This is a genomic window from Synechococcus sp. MU1625, from assembly GCF_020514205.1.
In the GTDB taxonomy this organism is placed as follows: domain Bacteria; phylum Cyanobacteriota; class Cyanobacteriia; order PCC-6307; family Cyanobiaceae; genus Parasynechococcus.
Genome location: NZ_VTLA01000007.1, coordinates 25,834 through 44,578, shown reverse-complemented (window position 1 = coordinate 44,578; position 18,745 = coordinate 25,834). Strand labels below are relative to the sequence as shown.

The window sequence follows — 18,745 nt, the reverse complement described above, 5'->3', positions numbered from 1 at the left end:
CAGGATGGGTGTCGTTGCCTGGCCGGAATGGACCCCGAAGCACAGGAGCAAGAACCCAACAACCTCAGGCTGTGGCATCTGCTTCAGACCCATTTGAAGCAACTTGAACCCGAGCTGCTTCTCCCTGAACACAATGCCGTTCTGATTGAGCAAGGCGATGTCGCTGACTCGCTCTTGCTGGTGCAACAGGGCCGTCTCTCCATCGAAATCCATCAGAACGGGAACGCGTCCCGAACCATTGCTGAAGTGGGAGCGGGCGCAGTTCTTGGGGAAATGGCCCTGTTTGGGATAGGAGAGACCCGGCACGGCGCGCGGGTTCGGGTGCTGGAGGCCAACACAGAAATCCTGCGATTTTCGCGAGAAGCACTTCACAGTGCGGTTCTCTTCGACGCCGAACTGGCTGCTGAAATGCTGCTGCTCAGCAGTGAACGCTGCCGCAACAGCAACCGGATGATCAACCTGTTGCTGGATGGAATTGATGCCTCATCGCGCGGTGATGCCACTTCACTGGCGAGCATCTGCAGCACACTGCGCCAAGGGCCTGACAGCATGGAACAAGCGGCTGGCCAGCTGGAGCATCTGCTGACGGTCGCTGCATCACCCCGCCCGGAGAGTTAAGCCAGCCATGACCCCTGCACAGACGCCAGCAACGCTAGTGCTGGGGGGTGGGTTGATGGGCTTAGCCATTGCCCATCAACTCGCCCGTCACCACCAAACCGTGCTGGTGATCAGCCGACGCCGCAGCGAAGCGGCAGGGTTTGTTGCTGCGGGCATGCTGGCGCCCCATGCCGAAGGCCTGAGCGGAGATTTACTACGCCTGGGGCAGGCCAGCTTGGAGGGGATTCCCCGCTGGGTCGCCCAAATCGAAAGTGACAGCGGCTTGAGCTGCGGACTTCGCACCAGCGGCATCGTGGTGCCATTCCGCACAGCCAGCGAACGGAAGGCCTACCCAACGGCCCAGCTCGGACAAACGCTCGACCGCATCAGCCTGGATCGAGAGATTCCAGGTTTGGGCCCGGATTGGACGACAGGGTTGCTGTTCGAACAAGACGGCCAAATCGACAACCGCCGTCGACTGATGCGCGCTCTAGAGCGCGCCTGCGTCTCCTTGGGCGTTCAATTCATGGAAGGCGCCGAAGTGATTGATCTAGAGCGTGATTCCGCGGGACACCTCTGCGGGATCCATCTGCGCAGTGCCGAAGGAAGCGAGCAACACCTGCACTGCCGACAAGCGGTGCTTTGCAGCGGCGCCTGGAGTCAACACCTGGTGCCCGAGCTCCCGGTGTTCCCTGTTAAGGGTCAAATGCTCTCCCTGCAAGGGCCGCGGGAAGCGCTCAAGCGCGTGATCTTCGGCCCCGGGACCTATCTCGTTCCACGTGAGGACGGACTGATCGTTGTGGGGGCCACCAGCGAACGGGACGCTGGATTCGCGGAAGGCCTCACACCCGATGGCCAAAGACAACTCCAAACGGGCATCACCAGCCTGCTCCCCATGGCCGCCAACTGGCCGCCCATGGAGCGTTGGTGGGGGTTCCGGCCCTGCACGCCAGACGAAGGTCCCTTACTTGGCTCAGGCCCATTTCCAGGACTCTGGCTGGCCTGCGGTCATCACCGCAATGGTGTTCTCCTCGCTGCCATCACCGCCGAGATCACGGCCGGCGCCCTGATGCAAAAAGCCCCCAACGCGGCCGCAAAGGCGTTGTTGGAAGCTTTCCGCTGGAACCGATTCAAAAACTGAGCGATCAGCCCTCGACCCGCCACTCCTGATCAGATGGGGACCAGTCGTTCAGCTCAGAGGCTTCGAACCAGAGGCCGATCTCAAATGCAGCTGTTTCGGGGGCATCGGAACCGTGAATCACGTTGCGACCGATGTTGACGGCCAGGTCGCCGCGAATGGTGCCGGGCTCGGCCTCGAGGGGCTTGGTGGCGCCGATCAGTTTGCGGGCGCTGGCGATCACACCATCGCCTTCCCAAACCATGGCCACCACAGGACCGGATGTGATGAAGTCGACGAGACCGGCAAAGAAGGGACGCTCCTTGTGGACGCCGTAGTGCTGCTCAGCCAGGGCGCGGCTAGGGGTGATCTGCTTCAGGCCCACAAGCTTGAACCCCTTGCGCTCGAAGCGGCCGAGGATCTCGCCAACCAGGCCGCGCTGGACGCCGTCGGGCTTGATGGCGATGAACGTGCGTTCGGCCATGGTGTGTGTCAATAAAAAGCGCCGCCATCGTCAGTGCTGGCCACCCCGCTTGGCAAGCACAGGCCTTGGGCAGCGCAGGGAATGTCCCTAGATTCCGACCATTCCCCACGACGAATGCCAGTGGCTGACAGCGAAGGCTGGTCGATTGAAGACAGTGCTGCGCTGTACGGGCTCGACCGCTGGGGAGATCCTTATTTCTCCATCAACGGGCGCGGGCACATCAGCGTCCAACCCCGAGGAGATCGCGGCGGAAGCCTGGATCTGGTGGATCTGGTGTCGGAGCTCAAAAGCCGAAATCTTGCCCTGCCACTGCTGATTCGCTTCGACGACATCCTCGAAGACCGCTTGGAACGGCTCCACGCAGCCTTTGAACGCGCCATCGCGCAATACAGCTACCAAGGGCGATACCAAGGCGTCTTCCCGGTGAAATGCAACCAACAACGCCACGTGGTGGAGGAGTTGGTGAGCTGCGGCCACCGCTGGAACTTCGGGCTGGAAGCTGGCAGCAAAGCGGAGCTGCTGATCGCTCTATCCCTGCTGGACGATCCCGAAGCCTTGTTGATCTGTAACGGCTACAAGGATCGGCTGTACATCGAAACCGCAATCCTGGCGCGACGCCTGGGACGGCAACCGGTGGTGGTGATTGAACAGCCCGACGAAGTCGATCGGATCATTGAAGCCAGCAAAAACCTTGGTGCTGCGCCCTACATCGGCGTGCGAGCCAAGCTCTCCAGCCGCAGCACAGGGCGTTGGGGCAGTTCCGTTGGCGACAAGGCCAAATTTGGCCTCTCCATTCCCGAGTTGCTGGCAACGGTGGAACGACTTCGTGAGCACAACCTCCTCCAGGATCTCCGCCTGCTGCACTTCCACATCGGCAGCCAGATCAACGACATTGCCATTCTCAAGGACGCTCTCCAAGAAGCGGGGCAGATCTATGTGGAGCTCACCCGACTTGGAGCCCCGATGGGGTTCCTGGATGTCGGCGGTGGACTCGGCATCGACTACGACGGCAGCCGCACAGCATCGGCAGCCTCCACGAACTACTCGCTCCAGAACTACGCCAACGATGTCGTGGCCACGGTGCGGGAATGCTGCGAACCCAACGGTGTTGCCGTGCCCACATTGGTGAGCGAAAGCGGCCGCGCCATTGCCAGTCATTTCTCCCTGCTGGTGTTCGACATCCTGGGCAGTAGCGCACTCCCGGCATCTATTCCCAACGCCACAGGAGACGAACCACTCACCGTTCGCAACCTCCGCGACACTCTCGCCACTATTCAAGAGCTATCGGTGAGTGCGGATGCACAGCTGGTGCGGCTTCAGGAGGCCTGGAACGACGCCTTGAAGTTCAAGCAGGATGCCCTCGCCGCATTCCGGCTTGGATATATGGGTCTGCCCGACCGAGCCACAGCCGAACAGCTGACGTGGGCCTGCGCCGATGCCATTGCACAACGGCTCCCAAAAGATCAAGCCATCCCTGAAGAGCTCTCAGCCCTCAGCAAAGCCTTGGCAGGAACGTATTACGCCAACTTGTCGATCTTCCGCTCAGCTCCCGACACCTGGGCCATCGATCAGCTGTTTCCGGTGGTCCCCATCCAGCAGCTGGATCAACGGCCGACACGACTAGCCAACCTCGCCGACCTCACCTGCGATTCGGATGGGCGCCTGGATCGCTTTATCGGGGATGGACAACCCAAACATCTGCTGGAGCTCCACGAACTCGATGACAACAGCCCGTATCTGATCGGGCTGTTTCTCAGCGGCGCCTATCAAGAAGTGATGGGCAATCTGCACAATCTGTTTGGCACCACCAACGCTGTGCACATCCGCCTCAGCCCAGGCGGTAGCTATCGCATTGACCACGTCGTGCGTGGTGATACCAATGCCGATGTACTGGAAGCGATGGAACACGACCCCCGCGCCTTACTTGAGCGCTTGCGGTTAGCGGCGGAGGGGGCCATCAACAATGGTCAACTGCGCATCGACGAATCACGTCGTCTTCTCGACCACCTCGAAAGCAGCCTGCGCCAAACCACATACCTTCAGGACTAAGGAGAACTTCATGGAAGTGCTTCGAGCCAGCTCTCTCCATAGCAGATCACAGAGCCGCCAAATCCCTGACAAAGCTGATTGGCAAAAACGCTCTTAAGGTCCGATCAGCTATTCGTCGCTCATGGATCGCAACGCCCTGATCGAGGCCCTGCAAGACGAGGGCAACCTGAAGCATTCCTTCAGCACCAAAGAGATTGCGAGCCTGGCGGAACATTTGACGATCGAGGAGATCCCCAAAGAAACCATCTTGATGAAAAAGGGCGAGCCCTCAGACAGCATGGTGTTCATACTTGATGGACTGGTACAGATTCTTGACGGCAAACGACAAATTGCAATCGAGAAAAAAGGAGCATTTATTGGCGAAAGCCTTTTCTCAGACGAGGCGACACGCGGAGCAGATGTTGAAACGATAGAACCAACAACAGTTGGGCGATTTTCATTCTTCAACTTCAACGCTTTTCTCGATAAAAACCAACCTCTCGCCCTGAAATACCGTGAATACTTCAGGGCGATAGGACGCGCACGTGATGAACAGCTTTTGGCAGAAAGCTACAACGATAAACGCAAATACCTTGCCCTGATAGCGCACAACAACATGAAGGCAAGTTTGATGGAATTCTGCAGCATTCACACCAAAAAGCTTGAGAAATTTCCCTTGATTGCAACCGGCACCACCGGCAGCATGCTCTACGCCAAAACAGGCCTCTCTCTAAGCAAAAAGGTGGCGTCTGGCCCTCTGGGTGGAGATCAGGCGGTTGGCACGCTGATCTCAACAAAGAATATTTGCGGGGTGATCTTTTTCAGGGATCCACTGTCTGCTCACCCCCACCATGCCGACATCGAAGCCCTGGGACGCCTCTGCGATGTGTATCAGATCCCCTTTGCCACCAATCCCCAAAGTGGAGAAGCCATTCTCGACTACCTCCTCTCAGGAAAATCCGAATATGAATTGATCCCCAATCATGTTCTTGAAGCCTATGTTCAGGGGCAGAGAAAGGTTGTTGAAGCGGGTTAAAACCAAAACCACTCTTCTCTTAACCAGAATCTGAATCAGACCGAAGCGCAAGCAAGCCAAAGACAGGGATGGGCTCAGGCCAACCTTTCACAGAATGAGACCCCAGATCCTCCACCACGACATCCTCCGCGATGAGATTCCTGACGTCTCCACTCATCAGGATTGGATAGTCAGGGAATCGCCGTGTGAGGGATTCAAGCCGGCTGGCCAGATTCACCGGTGCCCCAATCACGGTGTACTCCAGCCGGTGGCTCGACCCCAGATTGCCGGCGATCACTTCACCACAGTGAATACCAATTCCCTGGCGTAGCGGTGCCAAACCCTCCTGATCGAGTTCTCGATTCAGAACCTCAAGGTTGGCCTGCATGGCCAGAGCGGCCCGCACAGCCGCGAGAGCCTCGGCACGATCGCCCCGATGCACGGGCACACCAAATTCCGCCATCAGGGCATCGCCAATGAATTTGTCCAACAACCCCTGCTCCTGCAAAACCGGAGCCGCAATCGCCTCGAAATAGCGATTCAACAAGCCAAACAGGGCCTCCGCATCCATCACATTGCTACGCGCCGTAAATCCCACCAAATCGGTAAACAACACAACACAACGCTCGCGACGGCCACCAAGACGGGTCCAACTCTCCTTCCCCGACCGCAGCATGTCGCGCATGAGATTCGGTGACACCCGGCGGGACAGCACCGAGTGCAGAAATCTCCGTTGGGAGCTTTCCCGCTGAAACAGATCTCCAGCCCGGAGACTTCCCGCGATCAACGGCATCAGCATCAAAGCTGCGCCAGGCAACCAAAGGCCGTTGAACCAAGCCAAAACAACGCCCCCGGTTACCAGAGCCTCCAGAGCAGCGGTTGTGATCGCTGTCCCAAGGGCGGTCGATGGAGCTGCGATACGCCATTGACACAACAGCAACCAGAGGGCCATCAATACCACCAAATGGGAGACATCAGGCAGGCGAAAGCCTCGTCCGCTTTGAAAGCCTGCAATGGCCGACAGCAGAACCTCAGAGCCGCTCTGCTGACCAAAGGGGGTCTCCAGCTGATCACCCAGCGAAGGGGCGGTGGAACCGATGATGACAACCTTGTTCCGCCAGGTGTCTTGCGGAAGCGTGCCCACGGCCCAGGCTGGAATCACCGGAATGTGTCCGCTGGGTCCGAGGAAATCAATGCCGTTATCGCCTTGTGATGAAGCAACCCCCGCAGCGAGGGGCGCTAAAGGGCGAGGGTGGGGCTCAGAAAATTCATTGAGCATCCCCTGCAGACGCTGCCGTCCCGGAACAGCCTGCACAACGCCGAAGGCGTTCATCGAAAACGCCGACAGTCCCACGGGATAGCCCGTGTACCAGGGACGTCTCAGTTGAACCTGTTCGTGACTCTCCAGCTGCTGACGCACCAGAGAGGCGCTCAACACCACCCGGTCTTGCCATGGTTGCAGCGCGTCTTGGAAAGCACGGTCGTCGCTTGGACCAAAACCGCTGGGCCCGACATGAACGATGTTGAAGACGACACGACGGGCACCCTGACGGAGAACCGCACGGGCCAGGTCTGCCTGCAGCGCACGCGGCCATGGCCAGGAGCCGAAATCAGACAGCTGTGGATCCAGTGACGCCTCATCGATGCCCAACAGCACCACGTCATCGGGGGGCTCAATCGGGCCACGCCATTGAAAAAGGAGCTGCCGGCCCGTGGCATCCAAACGCGACAGCAACGGGAGCATGGCCAGGGGCAACAGCAGCGATGCCCGCCACAGACACGGAACAAGATGCCGGCGGATCAAACGTCTCAAAGAGCTGGCGCCGAAACCCCCAGTTCCCGCTCAATATCCGGCAAGGTCTCCAAGGGGGTTGAGAAACCGTTAATCAGAAGGCTCTTCTGAAGGCGACGTTCAGCATCCTGAGCAGTCACCGGCTGGGGGGGCTCCCAGTCGTACTCCTGCTCGTCCTGTTGACGCGACCGAGGACTGCGGGAGCCATCTCGCCCAGGAGTCGGTGGCGTCACGATGCCGCCGCCAAGCTCACCCAAAGCGGATTCCAAACCATCCAAGCGACCACTGACTTCATCCATCTGGCGCTTGAGATCCAAAAGCAGCTGCTGACCACTGTTCAAGGTGAAGCGTTGGCCATTGCTCGTCTCAACTTGCACCCTGCCTTCCCAGCTGAACACCTTGAACTGCTTATCGGTGAACTCCAAAAAAACGGTGGTGCCCTGAATCGAAGCCGTGGCCAACCGCGTTTTGATCGAGAAGGGACTGCGATGCGGAGTCCCTGGCTTGATCCAGCCGATGATGGAACCCTTCAACAATTCGACGTCGGACGCACCCAAGCGCAACTGCGCATCACCACCCATGCGGAACTGACGCCCATTACCCAACATCACCTGCATGCGACCTGGCTTGGTCGTGCGCAACAAAGTATTCGTCTTCAGAGACTGACCCGAGCGGGCTGTGATCTCAGTGGCGCCCGGCAGCTTGACGAAGGCTGGACCCGCCGGAACCTCAACAACACGAGGCTGAGCAGCACGGCTCGGCAGTGACCAGAGTGCACTTCCGAGAAGCAGCAGCGCACCTGCCTGAATGAAAACTGCCTGTTTCAACGTCTGTAATGCAGCAGTTTTTCAAGACTGGCAGCCAAGCAGGGATTCCGCCACCAGAGAACAAACACAACAACGACTTGACGTTGGTTGCAAAGCAAAAAATCCGTCGTCAGATTACGAGCATTCAGCGTCATCACACGCATGGCATACGAGAACGTTCTAAAAAAACCCGATGACTTCAATTTCGAGATTGAACAGCTTGGCGAAGCAAGCCATAGCAACCCCTGCAGCCAAGAGATATTTGTTGAAGACGCAGAGAAAATTATTTTTTCAAGCCAGATCAAAAACCTGGATCATCAACTCAAAACATGCAAACAACTGCCCGCCTTTGAGAAAGCAGGGGCCCGTAAAAGAATCTTTCACAATCCCGAGTCAACCCGTGCAGCTATCATCACCTGCGGCGGGCTATGTCCAGGACTGAACAATGTGATCAAGGGATTGGTCAATGTCTTGGAACAGGACTATGGGGTGAAAGAGATTGTCGGCATTCGCTATGGCTATAAAGGATTAACACAACAATCGAATCATGAGCCAATTCAGCTGAATTCATCTGTCGTTGAACAGATTCACAAACAGGGCGGCACCATTCTTGGATCCTCGAGAGGCAACCAGGATCCAGAAACCATGTTGAATGAGCTCCAACGTCGAAACATCAATCTCCTGTTCTGCATCGGCGGCGATGGCACATTGAAGGGGGCTCAAGCAATCGCGGAAGCAGCCAACAAACGTCAAGCCAACATCAGCGTTGTCGGCGTGCCGAAAACCATCGACAACGATCTCGGTTTTGTTGAAAAAACCTTCGGCTTCGAAACCTCTGTCCAGGTAGCGTCGGAAATCATCACATCCGCCCACCACGAAGCAGAAGGTGCCGAAAACGGTATTGGAATCGTGAAGCTGATGGGTCGAGATTCTGGTTTTATTACCGCCACAGCATCACTGGCCAATTCCATTGTTGATTTTTGCCTGATTCCCGAGACCCCGTTTCAAATCGGTGGCACCGAGGGCATCTGTGCAGCCATTCAACGCAGACTCCAACAGAACAGCCATGCTGTGATTGTTGTTGCAGAGGGGGCTGGGCAAGACCTTTTCAAGAATAGTGAAAGCAGAGTCGATGCTTCTGGAAATATCCTCAAGGACGATATTGGAGAGCTTCTAAAAGCGGAGATAACGACATACTTCAAACAAAGCGATCTCGCGATCAGCATCAAATATTTGGATCCCAGCTATCACATCCGAAGCGTTTCAGCAAACGCAGCAGACGCAGTCTTTTGCTATCTCCTTGCGGAATATGCCGTGCATGCTGGCATGAGTGGCAAAACCAACCTCGTGATCGGCTACTGGAACAATTTCTTCACCCATGTCCCCATTCATCTGGCCACAAAGGAACGGCGGATGGTTGATCTCGACAGTGCCCTCTGGCGTGGCGTCGTCAGCGCAACCCAGCAGGATAAACATCCATAATCCGCACCAATTCCAACTGGAAGCACAATTAGGGAGTGAGTTGATTGGTCACCCAACTGGAACAAGATCAAAACAGTTGCGGCCCTGATCCAGGAATCTCACCACAATGAGCATCAACGAGTCAGTGGGCCATGGTCCTGGCATTGCAATGGCTACTCACAGTTGTCGGCCTGTTCGCCGGATTGGTCGCCAAACGCATCTGTCAACGCTTCGGCATGCCACCGTTCCCTTGGCGCACGCCTTGGATTGCTCTCCTGGCACACTCCACGGAACTGACAATCGAAAGCCTCCGCATTCCGATTTCAGCGGGGCTTGATCTCAGCCTCATCACAGGCATCCTCACTTCGATTGCGATCAGCCGTTTCCTGGTTTGGATGGTTCTGGAAATCCTGCCAACCCTGCGGATTTTGCCCTCCAGCCCGAAAATTCTGCGGGATCTGATTTTCATTGTTGGCAGCCTGTTTCTGATCGCCGTCAACCTGACGGAGCAAGCCAACATCGACCTGGTGGGCCTGGTGACAACATCAGCGGTTCTTACGGCTGTTGTTGGTTTAGCCGCCCAGGACCCACTGAAAGACCTCATCGGTGGATTGAGCCTTCAACTCGAACAGGTAATCCGGGAAGGCGATTGGGTTGAAATTGATGGACACATTGGCCAAGTGCAATCAATCAGCTGGAGGGATACAGAAATTAACAGCCTTTATGGTTCAAGACTGATCTTTCCACATACGAATTCCAACTCCAGCACAATCGAAAATTTCACGAGCAATGGAGCCCATGGCAACAAGCTGATTATTGGGCTGGATTACAGCATGCCGCCAGATATAGCCAAGAAAATAATGCAGAAGATCTCTGATAATCACCCGCTAGTTCTTCGATCACCAGCCAGCATCATTCGAATCCGCTCATTCGAAGAGAGCTGCATCAACTACGAATGGATCAATTGGCACAAAGACTTCGGCCAAAGCCGTGCGCTCCGTGGTGACCTTCAGGAACAGCTTTGGTATGCGCTACAACGTGAAGGCTTCAGCTTCCCATTCAGCGTTCGTGATGTACGAATTACACAAAATGAGCAGCAACCAAAGCCACTATCTTCCAGCAAAGACAACTTACTCCAAAGCATTCACAAACTCCTGAGAGACAACCAACTCTTTTCCATCCTTTCCGACAATCAGATTCAAAAGATGATTGAAATGAGCTCATTCTGCTCATACGGACCCGGAGAAATTATCGTGAAAGAAAATGAAGACGGAGACTCACTCTTTATGCTAATCAATGGCAATATTTCTATCCAGAAACCATCAATTCCTCAGAACAATGTCGAAATAGCTCAACTGCAATGCGGAGACATCTTTGGGGAAATGACTGTTTTTACCGGAACCACTCGCAGTGCAACAATTCAAAGCATCAGCAAAGTCGACCTGCTAGAGGTGAATCGACAAGCCATCGCCGAACTCATCGATGAAGAGCCAGGCCTGATTGAGCGCTTTGGCCAATTGATCAGCGATCGGCAAGCTCAACTGGCCCAACTCGCCATTCAATCGGTCCCAGCCAACAGTCGAGACGTGGTGGGGCGCATGAAAGAACTCTTCCAAAGCCTGCTCTCGTAGCAGCGACCTCTGTTGTCATACGGCGCCAAGTGCCGCAGCCAGTTCAGCTTGAGCTGCCTCAAGAGCACCAGGCAAGGCAGCACCATCGCGACCACCGGCCTGCGCCAGATTCGGGCGGCCACCACCGCCGCCGCCGCAGCGCTTGGCGATGCCACCGATGAACTTGCCGGCCTGGAGCTTGGCGCCGATCACCTGCTGGCCGAAGGCCGCCACCAGGATCACCTTGCCCAGATCGCCGGGATCCGGCAGACCACCGATCACCACCGCCGCGCCATCCCCCAGCTGATCCACCAGGCTCTGGGCCGCTCCCTGCAAACCGGCGCCATCGACCCCGTCGAGGCGTTCCACCAGCAGCCGAAAGTCGCCCACGGTCTCGGCCTTGGCGGCCAAAGCACCGGCCTTGGCCACCGCCAGTTCCGCCTGTGCCGCCGCCAGCGCCTTACCGGTGGCCTTGAGCTCATCCTGAAGAGCCGCAACACGATCAACGATCTCGGCAGGCTGCGCCTTGAAGCGATCCCCCAGCTGCTTCACCACCGCATCGCGCTCATTTAGATACGCGAGCACAGCGGGGCCAGCGACAGCTTCAATCCGGCGAATGCCGGCAGCGACGCCGCTTTCCGCCACGATCTTGAACAGACCGATCTCTGCGGTGTTGGCCACGTGGGTGCCGCCGCAGAGCTCCATCGACACACCGGGAACATCAACGACGCGCACCACATCGGCGTACTTCTCCCCGAACATCGCCACAGCGCCGGCCGCTTTGGCCTGATCAATCGCCATCTCCTGCACGTCAAGCCCGTGGGCTTCGGCAATCCAAGCGTTGATCAATGCTTCGATCTGCACCAGCTGCTCCGCCGTCACCGCGTTAGGGGAGTGAAAGTCGAAGCGCAGTCGATCGAAATCCACCAAGGAACCGGCCTGGCCGATCCCCGGATCCACCACCTGTTTGAGCGCAGCCTGGAGAAGGTGGGTGGCGGTGTGATTCGCCTGGGCCCGGCGCCGGCAGGCACGATCCACCTGAGCCTTAACGGTCTCACCCAAGGAGAGCTCACCGCGTTCCACACGACCGGCATGCACGAACACATCACGGCTACGGCTCACGGAATCAATCCGCACGATCAGGTCCGTGCCGGCCAACAGCCCGCGATCGCCCACCTGGCCACCGCCTTCTCCATAAAAGGGTGTGGTGTCGAGCACCACCTGAACGGCATCACCAGCCTTCGCGGTGGTAGCCGGTTCGCCGTTCACCACAAGCGCCTGGACGCAGGAGGGGTGGTCGAGAGCCACATACCCCTGGAAGCAGGTCGCCGCCTGATCAGCCACCACCTGATCGATCGCATCCTGAAGCGTGAGATCGATGCTCACCGCAGCGGCCTTGGCCCGCTGACGCTGCTCCTCCATCGCCGCCTCGAAGCCATCGAGATCAACGGCTAAGCCCTGCTCCTCAGCAATTTCCTGGGTGAGCTCCAGGGGGAAGCCATAGGTGTCGTAAAGCTCAAAGGCCTGGGCACCGCTGATCTGCGTTGGCTTGGACGCCAGAACCTCCGCCAGCAGCTTCTCACCGCGCTCCAAGGTCTCGAGGAAACGAGCCTCCTCCCGTTGGAGTTCGGCCAGAATCACCTCCTGCCGCTCAATCACGCTGGGGTGGGCCCCCTTCAGCAAGGCAATCGCCGCTTCCCCCATGGTGACCAAGAAGGGCTTGTCGATGCCCAGGAGGCGGCCATGACGCACCACCCGGCGCAACAGCCGCCGCAGGATGTAGCCGCGGCCAAGGTTGCTGGCGGTGACGCCATCACAGATCAGCTGCGTCACAGCACGGCTGTGATCGCCGATCACTTTTAACGACGTCTTGCCCTTGTCGTCGAGCTGGTGGTAGTCGACCCCTGCCAGCTCCGCGGCCGCCTGGATCAACGGAAAGATCAGGTCGGTTTCGTAGTTGTTGGGGACCTTCTGCAGGATCTGAGCCATCCGCTCCAGTCCCATGCCGGTGTCGATGTTGCGATTGGCCAGCGGCGTGAGCGTGCCCTCAGCATCGCGGTTGTACTGCATGAACACCAAGTTGTAGAACTCGATGAAGCGGTCGTCGTCCTCCAGATCGATGCCCTCATCACCCAGCTCAGGCGTGAAGTCGTAATAGATCTCCGAGCAGGGACCACAGGGCCCAGTCGGCCCCGAAGCCCAGAAGTTGTCGGCCTCGTCCATGCGGATGATCCGCTTGGGGTTCACCCCCACCACATCGCGCCAGATCTGCTCGGCTTCATCGTCTTCACGGAAGACACTCACCACCAGATTTTTGGGGTCGATGCCATAGACAACAGTGCTGAGCTCCCAGGCCCACTCAATCGCCTGCTGCTTGAAGTAATCCCCAAAGGAGAAGTTGCCGAGCATCTCGAAAAAGGTGTGATGCCGGGCGGTGCGCCCCACGTTCTCGATGTCATTGGTGCGAATGCACTTCTGAGAACTGGTAGCCCGGGGAGCCGGCCTCTCCTGCTGGCCGAGAAAGACCGGCTTAAAGGGCAGCATTCCCGCAATGGTGAGCAACACCGTTGGATCGTCGGGAATCAACGAAGCGCTGGCCATCCGCTTGTGGCCGCGCCCGGCGTAGAAATTCAGGAAAGCCTCACGGATCTCCTCACCGCTGCGCGGTGCAGACGCTGCAGAAGACGACGATGCGGCGGCGACCATGACAGGAAGGGGGGATCCTGCCGTCATGATCGCCTTTGAACCGCCGGCGCCCGTGGCCGTTCCTCCCAGTGATCCTGAGATTCGCCAGCGATTGAGACTGCAGTCGATCGGCTGGGCTCTCATTGCCGGCATCAGCGCAGGGTTGATCAGCCTGCCCTGGGGCTTGGAAGCCGCCGTGCGTTCTGGCGGTTGCGGTCTGTTCTACGGACTACTGGCCTTCCACCTGCAGCGGGTGGACCCCGATGACGGGCATCTTCAAGCGGGTCTGGTGGGGGCGGTCTGCGGGCTGCGCAGCCTCGGCATGCCGCTACCCCTTGACAACTGGCAGGTCGATGGCCTGGCATCATTACTACTGGAGCTTTTTCTGGCCTGGCTGCCGTTGATCGGCAGTGCTCTCCTGCTCCAAGGCATCCTCCGCTTCCTGCCCGCGTCGCGGCCATGAGCCTGCTGCACGCCACCTGGCTTCCCGCCATCCGTACCTCAAGCAGTTCCGGCCAACCGGCACTGCTCGTTTGGGCTGACACCTGGCGGGTGGCCACACCGGAAGGGCCAGGCCTCACCCCGGCGCTGCATCCCTTCACCCTCAGCCACGACGACCTCAAGGCCTGGCTCAGCGAACGCGACCTTCTGCCCGGCGGCAGCATCGATGCCACGGCTTGTCTCACCCTGCCAAGCCGCACGGTGAAGCCCCGCAAAAGCCGAAGCAAAGCAGCGGATCCAGCGCCAGAGCCACCGGGCTGGACCGGACTGCCGATGCAAGCCGGCGAACCGATCCCCAAACAAACCGAATGGTGGCCTTGGCAGGTGCAGGGGCTTGCCGTGGAACCCTCAGCAGCCACAGAGTGGCTGTCCCGCTTGCCGCTGTCGGGGACCAACCCGGACCTGGCCGATGAATTGCGCTGGTGGAGCCATTTGCAGCGCTGGGCCCTGAGTCTGGTGGCCCGGGGCCGCTGGATGCCCCAGATGGAACTGAGCAAAGGGGAGGGCTACCCCCATCGGGCCCGTTGGGTGCCGCTGCTTAACCGAGAAGAAGATCGACGTCGGCTGGAGGATCTGGCAGCCAGCCTTCCCCTAGTGGCCACATGTGCCTTGCCCTGGCGCGAACCACTGGGGCGCCGCAGCAACCGCACGACCCGGTTGCGGCCAGAGGCGATGCGGGCCGCCAATCCCGTCGCCAGCTGCAGGCCCCGCAGCGGTCGCCTGCGGGTGGCGACCCTGCTGGAAGACCTTGTGGACGCCCAGCTGCGCAAGGACTTCGAGCCCTCCAGTGATGGCCTTGATCCCCTGCTGACGCTCTGGCAGGAGGCCCTGGGATCAGAGACCGGGGTGATCGAGATCGGTGATGAGGAGGCCGAACGACTGGCCAGCGCAAGCCATCACTGGCGGGAAGGCATCGCCGGCGGATTCGCCGCGGCCCGGACCTGCCTGGAACTGCACACCCCACCGGATGGGGAGGATCTCTGGGAACTGCGCTTCGGACTGCAGGCGGAAGCCGACCCAAGCCTGAAGCTCCCGGCCGCCGCAGCCTGGGCCTCCGGCGCCGAAATGCTCCAACTGGGTGAGATCCAGGTGGACCAGCCCGGCGAAGTGCTACTGGAGGGCCTCGGGCGGGCCCTGACGGTGTTCCCACCGATCGAACGGGGCCTGGAAAGCGCCACGCCAGACACGATGCAACTCACACCGGCCGAAGCCTTCGTGCTGGTGCGCACCGCAGCTCGGCAACTGCGGGACGCCGGTGTGGGTGTGGAACTACCCCCGAGCCTCTCCGGTGGACTAGCCAGCCGACTGGGACTGGCGATTAAGGCTGAACTACCAGAGCGGTCGCGGGGCTTCACCCTCGGTGAGTGTCTGGATTGGGAGTGGGATCTGATGATCGGTGGGGTGACGCTCACCCTGCGAGAACTGGAGCGACTCAGCGGCAAGCGCAGCCCCCTGGTGCGCCACAAGGGGGCCTGGATCGAACTGCGTCCGAACGACCTCAAGAACGCCGAACGCTTCTGTGGCGCCAAAGCAGAACTGAGCCTCGACGACGCGCTGCGGTTGACGGGAACGGAAGGGGAGCTGCTGATGCGGATGCCGGTGCACCGCTTCGATGCCGGCCCACGGCTGCAGTCGGTGCTGGAGCAATATCACCAGCAAAAAGCCCCCGACCCACTGCCGGCCCCAGAGGGATTCTGCGGCCAATTGCGGCCTTATCAGGAGCGGGGCCTGGGCTGGCTCGCCTTCCTGCATCGGTTTGACCAAGGGGCCTGCTTGGCCGATGACATGGGCTTGGGCAAAACAATCCAGTTGCTGGCGTTTCTGCAGCACCTCAAAGCGGAGCAGGAATTGAAGCGCCCTGTGCTGTTGGTGGCGCCCACCTCAGTGCTCACCAACTGGCGAAGAGAAGCGGAAGCCTTCACCCCCGAGTTGGCGGTCACCGAGCACTACGGCCCGCGTCGTCCCTCCACACCGGCCGAACTGAAGAAAGCCTTGAAGGAGGTGGACTTGTTACTCACCAGCTACGGACTGCTGCAACGCGACAGCGAACTGCTGGAAACCCAGGACTGGCAGGGGGTCGTGATTGATGAAGCCCAGGCGATCAAGAACCCCGGCGCCAAGCAGAGCCAAGCAGCCCGGGATCTGGCCCGCCCCGGCCGAAGCAAAAGCAACCGCTTCCGCATCGCCCTGACCGGCACCCCAGTGGAAAACCGCGTCAGCGAACTGTGGGCGTTGATGGACTTCCTCAACCCCAAGGTGCTGGGGGAGGAGGACTTCTTCCGCCAGCGCTACAGGATGCCGATCGAGCGTTATGGCGACATGTCGTCTCTGCGCGACCTCAAGGGACGAGTCGGACCATTCATCCTGCGCCGGCTCAAGACCGACAAAACGATCATCTCGGACCTTCCCGAAAAGGTGGAGCTGAGCGAATGGGTGGGGCTGAGCAAAGAGCAAAAATCCCTTTACAGCAAAACCGTGGAAGACACGCTTGATGCCATTGCACGTGCTCCGCGCGGGCAGCGCCACGGCCAAGTGCTGGCCCTACTCACCCGGCTGAAACAGATCTGCAACCATCCCGCACTTGCCCTGAGCGAAGGGGCTGTAGACGATGGCTTCCTCGGCCGCTCCGCCAAGTTGCAGCGGCTAGAGGAGATCCTTGACGAGGTGATCGAAGCGGGCGACCGGGCTTTGCTATTCACCCAGTTCGCCGAATGGGGGCATCTGTTGCAGGCGTGGATGCAACAGCGCTGGAAGGCGGAGGTGCCCTTCCTGCACGGCGGCACCCGCAAGAGCGAACGTCAGGCGATGGTGGATCGCTTCCAGGAGGATCCCCGCGGTCCGCAGCTGTTCTTGCTCTCGCTCAAGGCCGGGGGTGTGGGCCTCAACCTCACCCGGGCCAGCCACGTGTTCCACATCGATCGCTGGTGGAACCCGGCCGTGGAAAACCAAGCCACCGACCGGGCCTACCGAATCGGCCAGACCAATCGGGTGATGGTGCATAAATTCATCACCAGCGGCTCGGTGGAAGAAAAAATCGATCGCATGATCCGGGAGAAATCACGCCTGGCGGAGGATGTGATCGGCTCCGGGGAGGATTGGCTCGGCAGCCTCGGTGGCGATCAATTGCGTGATCTCGTTTCCTTGGAGGACACCTGACCATGACCCTCAGCAACAACAGCACCAACGGCAGCACCGCCATCGGCGACGACGGCCTGGGCCAACAGCCCTGGTGGGTGGAGCAATGGATGGAGCTGATCAACGGTTACCGGTTCAAGAAGCGGTTGGAGAGGGCCTGGGGCTACGCCCGCGAAGGCCATGTGACGTCGATCCGCTTCGAAGGCCGCCGGGTCCATGCCCGGGTCCAAGGCACCGATGAAGCGCCTTACAAAGTGAAGCTCTGGCTAGATGTGCTGAACGATGAAGATTGGGGCTATGTCATGGAAGCCCTGACCCAAAAAGCCCGCTGGTCGGCCCAACTCCTGGCGGGGATCATGCCCTCAGACATCGAAAGGGCCTTCGCCGCCAGCGGCAAACGCCTGTTCCCGTTCAAGCTGCAGGAGGTGCGCAGCGAGTGCAGCTGCCCGGATAAAGCCAACCCCTGCAAACACATCAGCGCGGTGTATTTCCTGATGGGGGACCGCTTCAGTGAAGACCCCTTCGTGTTGTTTCAACTGCGGGGCCGCACCCGGGCTCGGCTGCTGGAGGACCTGGCGGAACACCGGCGCAAGGCCCTGGCTGAGCGGGCGGAGGCGGCCAAGGAAGCGGGCATAACCAACATCCCGGACGATGCCACCCCCCTGCCGCCCCATCCAGCTGTGCAGGACCCCGCCCTGTGGTGGCGCTACAACCGCAGCCTCGATGGCGACCTGGTGGTGATCACCCCGGCGATGGATGGAGACACCGGCCTGGATGCCGCCGGAGAGCTGCCACTGGCGGAAGACCCGCGTTTCGCCGATGCCCGAAGCACCTTCCTCAGCAACCTCAAGGCCCACGGCCAGGCCAGTGCCCAGAAGGCGATGCTGCAGGCCATGGCGGCCGGCAGCTGAAGCGGAGGCGAGCCATGGCCTGCGAAGCCGCCTGGCTCACCTCCGAAAAACAAGGGCTCGCCGGGGTGCTGCTGCAATCGCATCAACGGGCCTTCGGCCGGCCACTGATCGCCTCAGCACAACCCAACCGCTCAAAGCGACTGATGTGCCAGGAACTGTTTGCCTGCGGTTTTCCAGTGCTGGCCCACGGCACCGGAAACGATCCAAGGCTCAGTTACGCCAATGCCGCAGCGCTGCAACTGTGGGAGACCAGCTGGCATGAACTGATCGGTATGCCCTCACGGCTCACCGCACCGGAAACCGAACGGGCAGAACGCAGCAACGCCCTGGGCCAGGCCAAACGTCTGGAGGCAGTTCAGAACTATCAAGGCATTCGGATCAGCCGAAAAGGGCAGCAATTCATGATCAACAACGCCCGTATCTGGACGCTCTGGGATGCAGAAGAGCGGGTGTGCGGCCAGGCGGCCTGCTTCAGCGACTGGTGGTGGCTTTAGGGAGATTCGGTTTCAACACCATCCCTGTCGTGCCAGCCGAACCTGGTGGTAGAGACCGAATCAAAACGGGCGGTTCTCACGCTTCTAGTTCTCATCCAAGCGGCGCAGA

At 59.4% G+C, this 18,745-nt stretch carries 14 protein-coding genes; 10 read left to right on the top strand and 4 right to left on the bottom strand.

Annotated features, from left to right (window positions below):
• Positions 1 to 27 precede the first annotated feature (27 nt).
• A complete protein-coding gene (locus FZX13_RS10815; protein ID WP_226409573.1) occupies positions 28 to 618 on the top strand; it encodes a cyclic nucleotide-binding domain-containing protein in 591 nt (196 codons plus the stop codon).
• Positions 619 to 625: 7 nt separating this feature from the next.
• On the top strand, positions 626 to 1,738 hold the full coding sequence (locus tag FZX13_RS10810; protein WP_226409572.1) for an FAD-dependent oxidoreductase: 1,113 nt from the start codon (positions 626 to 628) through the stop codon (positions 1,736 to 1,738).
• 4 nt (positions 1,739 to 1,742) lie between these two features.
• Here FZX13_RS10810 and ndk read toward each other — a convergent pair whose 3' ends face one another.
• On the bottom strand, positions 1,743 to 2,198 hold the full coding sequence (gene ndk, locus FZX13_RS10805) for a nucleoside-diphosphate kinase (RefSeq protein WP_115024564.1): 456 nt from the start codon (positions 2,196 to 2,198) through the stop codon (positions 1,743 to 1,745).
• A 114-nt stretch (positions 2,199 to 2,312) separates the two neighbouring features.
• On the opposite strand from ndk, the gene speA reads away from it, so the two are divergent.
• Positions 2,313 to 4,247 (top strand): biosynthetic arginine decarboxylase, encoded by a 1,935-nt coding sequence (gene speA, locus FZX13_RS10800; RefSeq protein ID WP_226409571.1) that lies wholly within the window; start codon positions 2,313 to 2,315, stop codon positions 4,245 to 4,247.
• A gap of 121 nt (positions 4,248 to 4,368) precedes the next feature.
• Complete coding sequence (locus tag FZX13_RS10795) at positions 4,369 to 5,262, top strand: methylglyoxal synthase (RefSeq protein WP_186570844.1); 894 nt, start codon at positions 4,369 to 4,371, stop codon at positions 5,260 to 5,262.
• Positions 5,263 to 5,281: 19 nt separating this feature from the next.
• Here the strand turns inward: FZX13_RS10795 and FZX13_RS10790 are convergent, their stop codons facing one another.
• Positions 5,282 to 6,997 (bottom strand): CHASE2 domain-containing protein, encoded by a 1,716-nt coding sequence (locus FZX13_RS10790; RefSeq protein WP_370630816.1) that lies wholly within the window; start codon positions 6,995 to 6,997, stop codon positions 5,282 to 5,284.
• Between the two features lie 53 nt (positions 6,998 to 7,050).
• On the bottom strand, positions 7,051 to 7,860 hold the full coding sequence (locus tag FZX13_RS10785) for a FecR family protein (protein ID WP_226409569.1): 810 nt from the start codon (positions 7,858 to 7,860) through the stop codon (positions 7,051 to 7,053).
• Positions 7,861 to 8,001: 141 nt separating this feature from the next.
• On the opposite strand from FZX13_RS10785, the gene FZX13_RS10780 reads away from it, so the two are divergent.
• A complete protein-coding gene (locus FZX13_RS10780; RefSeq protein WP_226409568.1) occupies positions 8,002 to 9,321 on the top strand; it encodes an ATP-dependent 6-phosphofructokinase in 1,320 nt (439 codons plus the stop codon).
• A 131-nt stretch (positions 9,322 to 9,452) separates the two neighbouring features.
• Positions 9,453 to 10,931, top strand: coding sequence for a mechanosensitive ion channel family protein (locus FZX13_RS10775; protein ID WP_226409567.1), 1,479 nt, complete (start codon positions 9,453 to 9,455; stop codon positions 10,929 to 10,931).
• Positions 10,932 to 10,946: 15 nt separating this feature from the next.
• Here FZX13_RS10775 and alaS read toward each other — a convergent pair whose 3' ends face one another.
• Entirely contained in the window at positions 10,947 to 13,616 is a 2,670-nt protein-coding gene (gene alaS / locus FZX13_RS10770; RefSeq protein ID WP_226409621.1) for an alanine--tRNA ligase, read from the bottom strand.
• A gap of 25 nt (positions 13,617 to 13,641) precedes the next feature.
• On the opposite strand from alaS, the gene FZX13_RS10765 reads away from it, so the two are divergent.
• The 4 genes from FZX13_RS10765 to FZX13_RS10750 are packed head-to-tail and all read left to right on the top strand — an operon-like array spanning position 13,642 to position 18,636.
• A complete protein-coding gene (locus tag FZX13_RS10765; protein WP_226409566.1) occupies positions 13,642 to 14,058 on the top strand; it encodes a hypothetical protein in 417 nt (138 codons plus the stop codon).
• Entirely contained in the window at positions 14,055 to 17,252 is a 3,198-nt protein-coding gene (locus FZX13_RS10760; RefSeq protein ID WP_115094832.1) for a DEAD/DEAH box helicase, read from the top strand. Before FZX13_RS10765 ends, FZX13_RS10760 begins: the two co-directional genes overlap by 4 nt.
• Before the next feature lie 2 nt (positions 17,253 to 17,254).
• Positions 17,255 to 18,142 carry an SWIM zinc finger family protein gene (locus FZX13_RS10755; RefSeq protein ID WP_226397456.1) on the top strand — a complete coding sequence of 296 codons (888 nt, stop codon included), beginning with the start codon at positions 17,255 to 17,257 and terminating at the stop codon, positions 18,140 to 18,142.
• A gap of 14 nt (positions 18,143 to 18,156) precedes the next feature.
• Positions 18,157 to 18,636, top strand: a complete 480-nt coding sequence (locus FZX13_RS10750) for an MEKHLA domain-containing protein (RefSeq protein ID WP_226409565.1) — start codon at positions 18,157 to 18,159, stop codon at positions 18,634 to 18,636.
• Positions 18,637 to 18,745: the final 109 nt, after the last annotated feature.

Bases quoted from the DNA above. Each gene is read 5' to 3' on its own strand.
- FZX13_RS10815 (WP_226409573.1), top strand. From the start codon at position 28: ATGGACCCCGAAGCACAGGAGCAAGAACCCAACAACCTCAGGCTGTGG.
- FZX13_RS10810 (WP_226409572.1), top strand. From the start codon at position 626: ATGACCCCTGCACAGACGCCAGCAACGCTAGTGCTGGGGGGTGGGTTG.
- ndk (WP_115024564.1), bottom strand. From the start codon at position 2,198: ATGGCCGAACGCACGTTCATCGCCATCAAGCCCGACGGCGTCCAGCGC.
- speA (WP_226409571.1), top strand. From the start codon at position 2,313: ATGCCAGTGGCTGACAGCGAAGGCTGGTCGATTGAAGACAGTGCTGCG.
- FZX13_RS10795 (WP_186570844.1), top strand. From the start codon at position 4,369: ATGGATCGCAACGCCCTGATCGAGGCCCTGCAAGACGAGGGCAACCTG.
- FZX13_RS10780 (WP_226409568.1), top strand. From the start codon at position 8,002: ATGGCATACGAGAACGTTCTAAAAAAACCCGATGACTTCAATTTCGAG.
- FZX13_RS10775 (WP_226409567.1), top strand. From the start codon at position 9,453: ATGGTCCTGGCATTGCAATGGCTACTCACAGTTGTCGGCCTGTTCGCC.
- alaS (WP_226409621.1), bottom strand. From the start codon at position 13,616: ATGGTCGCCGCCGCATCGTCGTCTTCTGCAGCGTCTGCACCGCGCAGC.
- FZX13_RS10765 (WP_226409566.1), top strand. From the start codon at position 13,642: ATGATCGCCTTTGAACCGCCGGCGCCCGTGGCCGTTCCTCCCAGTGAT.
- FZX13_RS10760 (WP_115094832.1), top strand. From the start codon at position 14,055: ATGAGCCTGCTGCACGCCACCTGGCTTCCCGCCATCCGTACCTCAAGC.
- FZX13_RS10755 (WP_226397456.1), top strand. From the start codon at position 17,255: ATGACCCTCAGCAACAACAGCACCAACGGCAGCACCGCCATCGGCGAC.
- FZX13_RS10750 (WP_226409565.1), top strand. From the start codon at position 18,157: ATGGCCTGCGAAGCCGCCTGGCTCACCTCCGAAAAACAAGGGCTCGCC.